Here is a 13,100-nt window from a genome sequence, read left to right as displayed (position 1 = left end):
GGATTTCACCCTTTCCTGTAGTACGTTTTCATCCATTGTAGAGCATCCTTATTCGTAACATCTCGAATCGTCTCTACTTCGTCATGTGCAAGTATAGAACCATTTTGCAACAGGATGATTTGATCTAAAATTGGTTCAACTTCGTATAACTCATGTGTCGATAAAATAATTGTTTGGTGTTCAATATCTGTAAATTGGATAAGCCCCTTGATAAGCTCTTCACGAACAATTGGGTCAAGTCCAGCGAATGGTTCATCCATCACATAATAGGGCACCTCACGGCCAAGCGTCGCCGCCATTTTCATGCGCCCTCGATTGCCTTTCGATAAATTCCTTAGCTTTGACTCCTTATCCACAAGCAAAAATTCTGCAACGATACAGGCTTTATCATAGGAAAAATCTTCAAACTGAGAGGCATAGTGCTGAAATAGCTGCTCACCCGTGTAAAAATCAAAAAATAAATCGGTGTCAGGCAAATACGCAATCTGATCAGCACTTCTACGTGTAACAGATTGCCCATTCAACAGTACTTCCCCTTTTGATGGAAGTAACAAACCTGTCAGAACTTTCAATAACGTCGATTTTCCACTGCCATTTTCACCAACAAGCCCAATGATTTGTCCAATCGGAAAAGAAAAAGTAACATCTTGTATAATAGGCTTTTTTAAGTAACGGAAAGAAACATTGGATAACTGTAACACTTATTTCACCTCACGATTTCTTTTGTAAAACAACGAGCATTTCTTCCCTTGAAAACCCGAGCGCTTCAATGGATGTCAAAAAATTTTGTGCTAAAAAATTTTTCATATCTTCTCGTAGTTCTACTATTCGTTCTTCATTGGTTGTAATAAATGTCCCCTGCCCGCGTTTTGTTTCCGTTAAATCCATTGCTTCCAACTCCTTATATACACGTTGTACGGTATTGACATTCACGCCTGTTTCCACCGCATATTCTCGAACAGAAGGAAGTCGATCCCCAAGTAATAACTTCCCTTTCAGAATATCCCCACATATACGATCTACAAGTTGACTATAAATTGGTTTATCCCGTGAAAAATCTATTGTCATCGTAATATCACCTTCTCAAGCCACTTTGTCGCGACAATAAAAAGCAGTGCGAGTACGATGATAAAAAAGAATTCTTCTACAATGTACAACGAGCCAAGTTCGATTTGCATGGTTGGCACTTCTGATTTTGGTAAATATTGTGCCAATCGACTAATTCGAATTTCACCGAACTGGAAAATTTTATCATAAAATTCACTCTCTGTAAATCGGAACCATACATCCATACTCAAGAAAAACACAGGAATGGAAATAACGATGGCAAAACGACCTATAAAACGCTTCATTTGTAGAGTAAATGCTAAGAAGAGTAGGAGTATCACAAACAACACTAATTGAAACATCACAATCATTCCTACAATGAAGAATAGTAATAAAAGGACCTCTCCAAAATTTGCCACATAATTTTCTCTTACAAAATAAAATGCGATTGACGTAAAGAGACTATTGAATATTGTATAACCGATTAATGTAAAAATAATTTTCACACCAACCAGTTGAGCTATGGAACTCGTTGAATGTAGCCACATTTCTTTCGCCTTTAAATCAAAACGCATACTCGAGAAAAATTGTAACACTGCATAAAAGTTACCCAGCATTAACACAAGTATTGTGAAGAGAAAGAACAATTGTTGGTGCGCTGTTGTAATACCATCCCCAAAACGTAGCAATAAATAGGGAACTACGAGCGAAAGCGCAAGTCCTCCAATGATTGTGAAAAATAGCCTCCCTCTATAAAGCACCCATTCCTTCTTCATCAGCCCTGAAAATTTTTTCAATAAAAACACCTCGTGTCATAGTGTACTAGACACATATTACACTATGACGAAATATTTCGCAATAGCCAAAGAACGGAAAAAGGAAGAGCCTGTAAAAAAACAGTTCTCTTCCTTTTACCCTTCACTATTCCATTATGCTAGTTCGCATTTACTTTCTGTCATTTTAAAAATTGCTTGAGTGCTGCCATTTGCTGCTGTGCTTGTTCATAACCCATTTCATAATTGGAACGCATTTGTGTAGTATCTTTCTCAAAGCTATTTAATGCTTCAATTGGACGGAATATAAATGCCCTACCTTCTTCCTCTAGCTGCTCACAATGCGCCAATGAGGCATTGTAATGCTCAGCCCGCTTCTCCATACTTTTCACTAAATTAGGATATCGTTTCGCAAGTAATCGCATAGCCCACTTACTTTGCCTATCTAGCTTTTTTCGATAACCCTTTGGTCGTGTTAACACAAGTACATGCTTCTCAAAGCCTCTCTCAATACCATGCTGAATTGGAATTGGCTCCGCTAGTCCACCATCGTAATAAGCAGTATCATTTAATTTTATTTCAGGAAATAGGATGGGAATGGCACACGTAGCACGCAACATCATACATTCTCGATCCATTTCTCGCGCATCCATATACTCCACTTGCCCCGTCGAAGCATTCGTTACACCAAAAAGCAATTTTCCATCATATTGCTGATACGTGTCCCAATCAAAAATATCTAACTGATTAGGAATCACATTATAAGCAAAATCTAAGCCAAATAAGCTCTTCTCTTTAAGAAAATTTTTCAAGCCCATATAACGTTTATCGTGTCGGTAATCCATCAATACACGTAATGAACGTTCCTTTTGCTGTGACACGTAAGAGCATGCATTGATGGCGCCTGCTGAAATTGCTACGACATATGGCATCATAATGTCATGCTCTAAAAACGCATCCAAAACACCCGATGTAAACAACGTACGAAAGGTGCCACCCTCTAATATTAAACTCGAATTCTCGACATTCACCTGTAGCATCCCATCACTCTTTCATTCTATATTCCCTTTTAGTTTACAGCAATCATCGTCAACTTTCCTGATTATTTGCCGAGGTGAAACTTTACGTAATGATTGCCTCCTGAAAAATAAAGGCACTCTCATTAGGGCTTTTTAAGAGCATCATCGATACTATGAAAAAAGCGTCTCCTCTTTAATTGGATACGCTTTGATTGCGACCCTAGTTAGAGTCCTGTTTTGATCATTTTCATTTCTTTCATGAAACCGACAATTGACTTGAAAAGTAAATTCACCCATAGTAGCGTCATCAATATCAACAATAAACGTATCCCCCCAGCAATAGACCACTCAAAAAACGGACTTGATATTGCGAAAAGGTTCGTATATAAAGTAAATCCGCTCACGATTAATATATAGCCGCCTATTCCCATACTCATAAAAAATGACTTTTTCATGCTACGAATTTTTTCTTTCGCATCATATGTTAATGCCGGTACTATTTCTCCTACATCATATGGCATTGCCCAAATCGAATAATGCAACCATGTGATGTTGGATGCAAACTTTAACTGCCAGCCTAGTTCCTTATGAATTGTAAAGAAGCTACTATCAACCTTGGGCTCGAAGCTCACTTCATAAGCAATACGTTTGCTCGTCGTTTCTCGAAATGTAAAAATAGTTGCAGTCACTCGTTCTAACTCCAGACCTTGCTGTGCTTGTTCCTCGAGCCATCTCTTCGTTTGCAGCGGCAAGTCCATCCAGCCAAGCTTTATTTTCCGCACTTTTCGTCCACTGCTTATCTGAGGAACAGCCATATCCATTTCTTGCTTTTCAAATCTGCGGTATGCCCTGTACACATAAATTGATAAGCTTATGCAAAGTGTGCTAATCGAAAGCGGTATAGCAATCAACCACCAGTTTATACTGCCAACCACGCCTGATATGATTGCCGTCATTAGGAACATATTCAACTGCCCCATTGTAAAAAAAATAGCTAATAGGATAAACAAATACGTATGCATTCTAGCCCGTTTTACAATGGTTTCTCGTGATGGATAGACGGTAGCCTCTGTCTTTATCTCATTTTTCGCAAACTGCCAACGATTTGAAGACGCTACTATCTGCCAACCTGCCTGTACTAAAGCACTTGGTAAAATGCTTTTATCCAAACGAATCGCATATGCTACAGCTTTTGGTTCCCCCGCTTCGAAAGTAAACATACGTGTTACAGCATTAAAATTACATAAATGATAGCCCTTACTTGCCATATTGGTTAGCCATTCTTCTGTTTTATCTATTTGATAGCTCCACAGCCATTTCATCTTCTTCACCTAAAATCCCCCTCAAAGCGTAATACATGCTCATGTAACTCTTTTAAACGAATCATTTCAGCTTGCATCACTTGTTTGCCGATAGCCGTTACTTCATAGATGGTTTTTCTACGTTCATCGGCAAAAACCGTAATCATTTCGTCCTTTTGCATTTTAGTTAACGTACCGTAAATGGTACCTGAGCCAAGCTTTATACGACCATTCGTTAATTCTTCTACCCGCTTGATAATTCCGTAACCATGACGGGGCTCTGTAAGTGATAACAATATATAAAATGCGGTTTCTGTCATCGGTACATATTTTTTTATTAACTTTTCCAATTGTTTACCTCCATATGTCGCAATGTGACTATGTCGTATCTCGACTATATTACAACGTGACATATTATTTCAAATTAAATTTTGGAATAAATTTCATTTATCACGACATTACGTTTCGTTATTTTCATAAAAGTCATGTAAAATAAAAAAAGAATCATATTTCAGTTAATGTATTAGAAGGGGAAAAAATCATGTCTGAGGGAAGAATTACAGGGTACACGGCAAAAAGGATGAGAGAGAGCTTACAAGCAGATTGTCAGAACTGTTTTGGTCTTTGTTGCACAGCGCTCAATATTGTCGCATCCAGTGATTTTGCGATGAATAAGGCAGCGGGCACACCCTGTCTAAATTTGCAGTCTGATTTTAGCTGTCAAATTCACAGTAGTTTGAGAGAAAAAGGCTTTAAAGGATGTACAGTATTTGATTGTTTAGGCGCTGGCCAGATGGTTTCTCAAACTACATTTAATGGACAAGATTGGCGAAAAAATACTCAAATTGCCGCGAAAATGTTTCGTGTATTTCCAATTATGGAACAGTTATATGAAATGATTGCGTATTTGACAGAGGCATTGTCTTATGAGGTGTCAAGTTCCTTGTCTGAAAAACTAAACAGCCAATTAGAGCAATTACAGCAACTAACAAGGCAAGATGCAGATACACTGTTAGCTATTGATATTATGAAATACCGAATGCCCGTCAATGCATTACTTTTAGCAACAAGTGAACAAATACGGCTTGGCGTAATGGCTAAGGCTTGTGACGCTAAAAATAAGCGAAAATACAATTATAGGGGGGTCGATTGGGTTGGGAAAAACCTCAAGGGCAAAAATTTGACAGCGACTGACCTTCGAGGAGCCTATCTAATTGCCGCGAATTTGCAAAATGCGGATTTACGAGGCGTCGATTTTATTGGTGCAGATTTACGAGATGCCGAGTTAAGCGGTGCAAATCTATCTACTAGTATGTTTCTTACACAAATGCAAATTAATTCAGCTAAAGGCAATAGCAAAACATTATTACCATCACATTTGAAGCGACCTTCTCATTGGCAAGGCTAATAAAGTGAAACTTCAATCAGTGGGGGTTTTCTTCTCCCCCACAATAAATAGAGGAACACAAGCTAAAACCTTCACATCCTGTGAAAAAGCTTGTGTGAACAACATCCTGTTGCTGACGCTTCGCTTTCGCACATAAAACATCTGTTGCTCCGAACCATTCGGGCTTTTACGGGCAGTTGATCGCCTACCTAGTTGACTCGTTCTCATCTTTCAACTTCAGGTAGGCGTCTTGTACCTGACGCTTCGCTCTCAACTGACCGTTAATGCGGGATAAAAATCATGGACCAAAACAATGTATTTTCCCATTAAAAATGCTGTGGTTTAGGCTAGGCCGAGGGCACTGAAAAACTTACATTTATAAAATGTAATGTTCTTCAATCGGAAAACCGGCACTTTTTGTTCGATTTTGAACAAAAAGTGCCGGTTTTCTTTGGGTACCCCCTTATTTTTCATTTAACTTCAAGATACGTTTCAAATGTAAGTTTAAAATAAAGTTGCACCATTTTAACCCTTTGGATTGCAATGTCCAAAAGGTGGGTATGTATAACATATCGATATTCAACAAACGAGCCAAATTGTAGAGGAAACACGAATACGGTAAATGATGTCAAAGTAGTTATTATAATGGATAATCTAAAAGACTTTCGTTAAGAAATGCTTTTGAATTTTTAGAACAACAATTAAATTTCTATAAAAATAAACGAAGAAGACAAGGAACCATTAATATAAGAATTGTACCCACAACAGTCACGGATATAACTTTTATTAAATCTTTTTTCAAGAAAACACCACCCATAAACATTGGTCTTTATTTTCAGAATTTATAAAAACTATTATGATAATACTATCACTGTTTTTAAAATATCACTATTAGGAGTGGGCGTTGTTCCATAATAGGCCCCGATTGAAGAAAATTATAGGATGAAAATGATCACACTTTTTTATAAAAAATGTATACTAATTCGTAAGAGAAGAATCCATTTTGACAAACTTATTCAAGGTGATTAATTGGAAAGATCGAAAATGGGAGTGTAACATGAATTTGTTGAAATTAAACATGAAAAGGATGAAAAAATCACTTCTCTAGTTATTCTTGGAGGTGATTTTTTTATTGGGCTTTTATGTTAAAAATACCTTCTTTTCATTTACAATAAAATATGGCTTTTAGAGTTACTTTTAATCGAACTTTATACCAAACCAACGTCAAATTCACCGCAAATATTGTAGTAGCTCCTTGGATTTCCAGGCCAAATAAACCCGCCGATTCCGCTGTATTGTAGCCATACGGATATTTTAACTCACTATTCTTCGATTCAATCTTATAGCGCTTTTTCGCTAAGTCTTTGAATCTTTCCATTTCTTGTGAATCGGAAAGAATGAAACGCAGAAAAGCGATAAAATTAGTTGGTTGAAGTGCAGGCGGCGACTCCTTGGAGGACTAGCGAACAGCTTGGGACCCCGCAGGAGCGTTAGCGACGAGGAAGCTCAAGGTTCGCCTCTAGGGAAGCGTCCGCCGAAACGGAAATCAACGGCATCGAAGAAAAAGCCATGGCAGAAACGATTAATCGTTTCCGCCATAGCTAAAACTCATTTTAAGGACTTTTTCAGCGCCCTCTTTTAGGCCACAGCTTTTCGTTATTTCTCTTGTTTCTTCTTAAATACAATCGTTGCTAGTACTAAAACAAGTAAAATCGCTTGTCCGATCATTGTTTCTACTGTTGGATAAAAACCTATGAAACTAACAACTGGCAGACCATCAACGATTGTTGTCGGAACTACATCTCTCAGTTGTAATGTATGCAGGCTGACACCAATAATTTTAAATGCCAACACATAAATTAACACCGTCGCCACTGCAAAGAGCTTATGAATTCGAATTTTACCACTCGCCTTAAATAACACAACGGCTATAATCGCTAAGATAACAATTGCCACCACAATACCTAGCACAAACTGAGATGTTTCCATTTTAGGTGCAATCCCAGCGTAGAAAACAAGTGTTTCTGCTCCTTCACGGAACACCGATAAGAAACTGACAGACGCCATGGCGAAAACAGAGCCACTTGATATGGCATTGCCCATTTGTTTCGATATATAGCGATTCCAGCTTGTCACGTTCGATTTACTATGGAGCCAAATACCGACACCAATCATCATCGCAGCTGCGATTAAGCCGACATAGCCTTCCATCATTTCACGATTCGAATCTACAGTTGCAGAATTAAAGATCGTTGACATGAGGATAGCTGCTACAGCTGATAATAATACCCCAACAAATGCACCGACATAAATCCATTTACGCATAGATTTTTGTCCAGATTTATTTAAAAACGACACTAATGCTAAAATAATTAGTAGTGCTTCTAAGCCCTCACGTAGCAAAATTAACGCTGAATCCCATAACGTATAGTCTGTATCACCTTGTATCAGCTCTATCTCAGTACGAAATTTATCAAGCTTACTTTTTATGCCTTCTACATCGACTTGCGTTTTCAATAAGTCACTAACAAGTATAGGCATATCACTCTCTATTTTCGTATAAAGGCTACTATTGCGAGTTGAAATTTCTATTTCTACACTTGGCCAAATTGTAATAAATTCACGAATTTTATCGGATGCAGCCTGATAGTCGCCTGCGTCAACAAAATCATTTGCCTCATCGATATAGGCGATCAGTGTTGCTAGAGAATACTCACCCTCCACAACTTGTGCAGTTTCTTCACCCGCAACGAAATCCTCAATCGTTTGCTTTAAATCTGCATATTGTGACTGCATTAAAGCTATATCCGGCTTTTCTGAGGAAATCGTAATACGTAAGAAGGCCATTTGCGTTTCGATTTGTCCGTACATCGCCATACTTTGCTCACGAACTGGCCGTTCATTTTTATTCCATTTAATATTGAACTCTTTGTAAGCAGTGTCTATAACAGTTATGTCACCACTAGCTAAGGCTTTCTCAAACGCTGTCATAATCGGTTTAAATTTCGTACCAAATTCAGCGCGCTGTGCCGTTTCATCCACTGGGTTTTCAAGCTTTTCTAATGAACGTAAGGCATTCGATAATGCAGATAACGCCGTTAAGCGCTCTTCTTTAGATGTCGCTTCTACAGCTTGTGTTAGAATTTGATTGACCTTTTCTTTCGCTTCGGTTTGTTCAGATGTTACGGAAGCCCAGTCAGTTGTAAACTGCTCCAGTGCACGCTCAGCCTCTGTTTCCTTGTCCTGCTTTGTATTCATAAGGGCATCACTAATCGAAATGTATAAGTGACTGTAAGACTGCGCTGCTTGCACTGGCACTGCAAGTACTACTAGCAAACAAAGGATGATACTACAGCGCGTTAAAAAGTGCTTCACCTAAATAACTCCCCTTTTGTACACCAGGGAAGCAAGCAAACACAGCACTGCCTCGATGGGTAATATATTCATTCATTTTATCCATGCGCCCTAAACTATTTTGCACCGTGATAAACTGCGCTGGGTCTTTTTGGAAAGATATGAATAATAGTCCAGCGTCATGTGCACCTGTATTGGACATAACCCCTGAAGCATAAGAATAAGAACGACGTAGTATACGCGCACCTGATTTCCTTGCTAAATGCACATGGGATGTATCTGGCATAACATACTCGCCTTTGTCGTCTTTCGCCTCTACTTCGAAATCTTCAAATTCCTTCGTTTTACCCAATGCGGCACCACTGTCACGATAACGACCGAAAGTTGCCTCTTGATCTTTCAAAGAAGTTCGATCCCATGTTTCAAGGTGCATTTGAATTTTACGCGCAACTAAATATGAGCCGCCTTTCAACCAGCCTTTATCCACCCAAACAACCTTATTTAAATCTTTTTCATCAGTAATCGAAGGATTTACCGTGCCATCCTTAAAAGCAAATAAATTACGAGGCGTCCCTCCCCCTGCTGGGAATGAATTAAAGCCAGCTTGAGACCATTTAATCTCCACTTTGCCAGAAGCAGCACGCACTAAATTACGTACAGCATGGAACGCTACTTGCGGATCATTGGCACATGCTTGAATACAAAGATCGCCACCAGTAAATTCTTTTTGTAGCTGGTCCTTTGGGAAATGCGGTAAATCTACTAATTCTGCTGGTTTCAAGTGTGAGATGCCAAGTTTTTCAAAAAGTGAAGGGCCAACGCCAAATGTGATCGATAAATTGGCAGCATCTAAACCTTCTGCCTCCCCTGTATCGCCAGTCGGCACTCTTGTATTTGTTGTTAAATCTACCATTAATTCGCCATTCATTAAATGAACTACAAGAGGTGTCCATTTTTTGAACAACTCTTGTAGCTCCTTCTTCGATGTGATTAACACATTTAAAGAAGCAAAATAAATATGCGTTTGAACAGCTGTATTAATGCCAGATTGATGCCCACCATAAAAATCCACTTTGTTACGAGCAGTTGTACTATCTGCAACAGGTTCAAATACGTTATAGCCCATTGCTTTCATAACACCGCCAAAGCCAGAAGCACCGATAGCAACCCCTGCCACTCCGATGCCCGATAGCTTTAACATATCACGACGAGATATTTTTTTATCAATCCATTTTTCATCATTTGACGCTGTCATTATTCATCACTCCAAAATAATTCCCATTTGGCTTAATGGCTCACCAAGTTGGTTGACTGCAGCTGCAAGTGCTTTTGTATGTTCTTCAGTTAATTCTTCATAAGAAATATAACCACCATCAGCTGTTGCATGCTGTGCTAATAAATCATCTACTGCTTTGAATTTTTCATCTAATGTTGCTACTAAATTCTTGTCTTTTGCTTCTAGTTTTTGACGAAGAATTTCAAAGATTTTTTCTGCACCCTCAATGTTTGCTTTAAAGTCGTATAGGTCAGTGTGAGAGTAAATTTCTTCTTCACCAGTGATTTTTGAAGTTGATACTTCATTCAATAAGTCAACTGCACCTGTCATCATTAAATCCGGTGTTACTTCTACCGTTTGTACTAATGCATGCAATTCTTTGGCATCAGCAAGTAATTGATCTGCCACTGCTTCGTAACCCGCTGTCGTGTTTTCTTCCCAAAGCGCATATTCAAGCTTGTGGTAGCCACTCCATTCTTCCTCACCTTTGCCCTCTTCTTGAATATCGGCTAGACGCCCATCGATACGTGGATCAAGGTCGCCAAAGCTTTCAGCGATTGGCTCAGAACGCTCGAAATACATACGTGCAGGAGCATAAGCAGCTTTTGCGCCTTCAATATCGCCCGCTTTGAACAAATTCACAAACTTCTCTGTCTCCATCAGAAATTGATCCATTTGTTCTAAAGCAAACTGTTGATAGGCTGTTAGTTCAGCAGTTAAATCAACCTCAGCTGCTGGTTGTACTTCCTCTGTTGCTAGTTTGTCTTCTTTTTTTGCTTCGTCTGTATTGCCACAGCCCGTCATAATAATACCGCCCGCCACTAATACTGACAGTAATGATTTGTTTTTCATGTTAAGTACCTACTTCCGAATTTGTTTATCCTGTACTATAGAGTGCCAAGTCTTCCACATCAAGTTAAATAGTTTAAGTGGAAGATTGAGCCCTGAGGTACCCGATTTATTCAACTTACAATCGATAGGGCATTAAGTCCCCCATCAATTTAAAGTTTTACTTTATATGTGAATGATAATGATTATCATATTTGATTGCAAGAAGTATTTTTATTTAAAGAAAAAAACGTCATTTCGCAGTTGAATTTTATAATCAACTAGCAAAAATACGTTTTTTCCACAATATAACGATTCTAATCTATGAAAATTTTGCTTGTTTCAAATTTTCGTGTTTTCCATACAAGAAGTAATACAGCACAATGGAAATTAAAATAACGAATACCATTGCCAAGAAAATGGCGCTGTAGCCCATTGCCGGTGCAAAAAAACCTAAGAAATAAGGCCCTACGCCTAATCCTAAATCATACAAAATGAAGTATGTCGATGTCGCAAGTCCTAGTCGTTCATTCGGTGTAACTTTAATAGCTATTGCTTGTGCCACTGAGTTGAAATTCCCATAACCAATCCCAATACAAGCAGCAGCTATTAAAAATACAACAGTGCTCGTAGCTGAACTAAACGCGTACATACCAATTGCAAATAGCACCAGACATGGATAAATAATAATATTCGCGCCTCTTGAATCTAGTAATTTCCCCGTGAATGGACGAGTCGCTAAAATGACGATTGCATAAACGATAAAGAAATAACTACCAGCCGTTACTAGATCCAATTCTTTGGCATAGAACGTCATAAATGACATAACGCCTGAATAAGCAAAACCAATAACGAGTGCTACAAATGCAATTGGCACTGCGCGCAGTTCAATAAAGTTGGACACTTTGAAGCCTGTCTTCGCTGCAAGTTCTTTCGCCTTCTTCGGTGCATCTGGCACTGTCACAATAAAATACATCATAAAGCAAATAATTGCCAAGACTGAATCGACCGCAAAAATCATGCGATAATCTTCAAATAACTGTGTTAAAAGAATCCCGACAAAAGGTCCGATAGCAGTCGCTAAAATAGCACTTAAGCTATAATAACCAATACCTTCTCCACGTCGATCCGGTGGTAAGATTTGAGCAATAATTGTACCCGTTGCCGTACTTGCCACACCTAATGCTATCCCTTGCACCAATCGATTCAGCATTAATAATGGTAAACTTCCTGCAAGAAAATACGACATTGTTGATAACATAAATAGCAAGAGTCCACAAAATAATGTCTTTTTACTGCCCCAATCTCCAATGATGCGTCCAGTACCTAGACGCCCTAATAGCGTCCCTATTATAAAAATACTCGACACAAGCCCCGCGGTACTCGTTGAGGCGCCAAATTGTTCCACTGCATAGCCCGCAATCGTCACCATTAATAAATAGAAAATTAATGTGATCGTAAAATTGATCAGTGAAACGATTAAAAAGTCCTTTGTCCAAAGTTTATGTCTAGTTGCTTCCACTTGCTTCCTCTCCTACTGATGAATGTTTGCACAAATTTTTGCTAAAACTTGTGTTGCAATTTCAATATTCTGCATTGGCACACCTGCCAATGCCTTTTCTAAAAATGGTTTTAAATGAGCCTGAATTTCCTGAACGGTATTTTCACCAAAAGCGGTTAATTGTACAAGCTTTTCTCGCTTATCCTTGCCCGCCACCGTTTCAACATAGCCAAGCTCCACTAGCTTTTGTACAAGTCTCGTCACGCTCGGCTTCTCAATGAACATATAGTTCGCAATTTCAACCAGCGAATGCGGCCCCTTATCCATCAACAATCGCAGGACAGCCCACTGAGAACTATACAACTGATATTTCTCTAACTGCACATTGATTTGATTTATAAACGGTCGATACATTAATCGGTACTCATTAAAAAAATGCTGTTCAATGGTCAAAGTATCACTCCTTTACTTTTCTTAGTACGATAGATTAAATTAGTTAGCCTAGGTAACTATATACCCAACTTCGCCATTTGTCTAGCCCTATACATGCATTTCGTTCAGCTGCCTATCCGTCACTTTTCTGGTTCTATCCGTCACTTCATCGAATCTATCCA

The 13,100-nt window shown here is 38.7% G+C and carries 12 protein-coding genes and 1 pseudogene; 1 reads left to right on the top strand and 12 read right to left on the bottom strand.

The window, feature by feature from the left end:
• Window positions 1-5: 5 nt before the first annotated feature.
• The 6 genes from ACQKII_RS03470 to ACQKII_RS03445 all read right to left on the bottom strand — a co-directional run bounded on the left by ACQKII_RS03470 (window position 6) and on the right by ACQKII_RS03445 (window position 4,460).
• A complete protein-coding gene (locus ACQKII_RS03470) occupies window positions 6-701 on the bottom strand; it encodes an ATP-binding cassette domain-containing protein (protein WP_427456360.1) in 696 nt (231 codons plus the stop codon).
• A 10-nt stretch (window positions 702-711) separates the two neighbouring features.
• The gene (locus ACQKII_RS03465) at window positions 712-1,068 is read right to left on the bottom strand and encodes a GntR family transcriptional regulator (protein WP_427456358.1); all 357 of its coding nucleotides are present in this window, start codon (window positions 1,066-1,068) and stop codon (window positions 712-714) included.
• Window positions 1,065-1,853 (bottom strand): hypothetical protein, encoded by a 789-nt coding sequence (locus tag ACQKII_RS03460; protein ID WP_427456356.1) that lies wholly within the window; start codon window positions 1,851-1,853, stop codon window positions 1,065-1,067. Before ACQKII_RS03460 ends, ACQKII_RS03465 begins: the two co-directional genes overlap by 4 nt.
• A 149-nt stretch (window positions 1,854-2,002) precedes the next feature.
• Entirely contained in the window at window positions 2,003-2,851 is an 849-nt protein-coding gene (locus ACQKII_RS03455; protein WP_427456354.1) for a patatin-like phospholipase family protein, read from the bottom strand.
• A gap of 212 nt (window positions 2,852-3,063) precedes the next feature.
• On the bottom strand, window positions 3,064-4,161 hold the full coding sequence (locus ACQKII_RS03450; RefSeq protein ID WP_427456751.1) for a DUF2812 domain-containing protein: 1,098 nt from the start codon (window positions 4,159-4,161) through the stop codon (window positions 3,064-3,066).
• A 5-nt stretch (window positions 4,162-4,166) separates the two neighbouring features.
• Window positions 4,167-4,460, bottom strand: a complete 294-nt coding sequence (locus ACQKII_RS03445; protein WP_427456749.1) for a PadR family transcriptional regulator — start codon at window positions 4,458-4,460, stop codon at window positions 4,167-4,169.
• Window positions 4,461-4,681: 221 nt separating this feature from the next.
• On the opposite strand from ACQKII_RS03445, the gene ACQKII_RS03440 reads away from it, so the two are divergent.
• Window positions 4,682-5,548, top strand: a complete 867-nt coding sequence (locus ACQKII_RS03440; protein ID WP_427456352.1) for a pentapeptide repeat-containing protein — start codon at window positions 4,682-4,684, stop codon at window positions 5,546-5,548.
• A 1,141-nt stretch (window positions 5,549-6,689) separates the two neighbouring features.
• On the opposite strand, the pseudogene ACQKII_RS03435 reads toward ACQKII_RS03440, so the two are convergent.
• The 6 genes and pseudogenes from ACQKII_RS03435 to ACQKII_RS03410 form a co-directional block, all read right to left on the bottom strand.
• Window positions 6,690-6,911, bottom strand: a pseudogene (locus tag ACQKII_RS03435) (hypothetical protein); the annotation flags it as partial.
• A 272-nt stretch (window positions 6,912-7,183) separates the two neighbouring features.
• Window positions 7,184-8,902 carry an FTR1 family iron permease gene (locus ACQKII_RS03430; protein WP_427456350.1) on the bottom strand — a complete coding sequence of 573 codons (1,719 nt, stop codon included), beginning with the start codon at window positions 8,900-8,902 and terminating at the stop codon, window positions 7,184-7,186.
• The gene (gene efeB / locus ACQKII_RS03425; protein WP_427456348.1) at window positions 8,877-10,136 is read right to left on the bottom strand and encodes an iron uptake transporter deferrochelatase/peroxidase subunit; all 1,260 of its coding nucleotides are present in this window, start codon (window positions 10,134-10,136) and stop codon (window positions 8,877-8,879) included. The genes ACQKII_RS03430 and efeB overlap by 26 nt, the downstream gene beginning before the upstream one ends.
• Window positions 10,137-10,142: 6 nt before the next feature.
• On the bottom strand, window positions 10,143-11,009 hold the full coding sequence (gene efeO, locus ACQKII_RS03420) for an iron uptake system protein EfeO (protein ID WP_427456346.1): 867 nt from the start codon (window positions 11,007-11,009) through the stop codon (window positions 10,143-10,145).
• A gap of 298 nt (window positions 11,010-11,307) precedes the next feature.
• Entirely contained in the window at window positions 11,308-12,507 is a 1,200-nt protein-coding gene (locus tag ACQKII_RS03415; RefSeq protein ID WP_427456344.1) for an MFS transporter, read from the bottom strand.
• Between the two features lie 12 nt (window positions 12,508-12,519).
• Window positions 12,520-12,939: a MarR family winged helix-turn-helix transcriptional regulator gene (locus tag ACQKII_RS03410; protein ID WP_427456342.1), complete on the bottom strand. Its 420-nt coding sequence runs from the start codon at window positions 12,937-12,939 to the stop codon at window positions 12,520-12,522.
• Between the last annotated feature and the right edge of the window lie 161 nt (window positions 12,940-13,100).

This window comes from Lysinibacillus sp. NPDC048646, from assembly GCF_050272295.1.
GTDB lineage: Bacteria > Bacillota > Bacilli > Bacillales_A > Planococcaceae > Lysinibacillus.
The sequence above is the reverse complement of the archived record's forward strand: the minus strand, read 5'-3'. Positions and strand labels throughout refer to the sequence as shown.

Bases quoted from the DNA above. Each gene is read 5' to 3' on its own strand.
- ACQKII_RS03465 (WP_427456358.1), bottom strand. From the start codon at position 1,068: ATGACAATAGATTTTTCACGGGATAAACCAATTTATAGTCAACTTGTA.
- ACQKII_RS03450 (WP_427456751.1), bottom strand. From the start codon at position 4,161: ATGAAATGGCTGTGGAGCTATCAAATAGATAAAACAGAAGAATGGCTA.
- ACQKII_RS03445 (WP_427456749.1), bottom strand. From the start codon at position 4,460: ATGACAGAAACCGCATTTTATATATTGTTATCACTTACAGAGCCCCGT.
- ACQKII_RS03440 (WP_427456352.1), top strand. From the start codon at position 4,682: ATGTCTGAGGGAAGAATTACAGGGTACACGGCAAAAAGGATGAGAGAG.
- efeB (WP_427456348.1), bottom strand. From the start codon at position 10,136: ATGACAGCGTCAAATGATGAAAAATGGATTGATAAAAAAATATCTCGT.
- efeO (WP_427456346.1), bottom strand. From the start codon at position 11,009: ATGAAAAACAAATCATTACTGTCAGTATTAGTGGCGGGCGGTATTATT.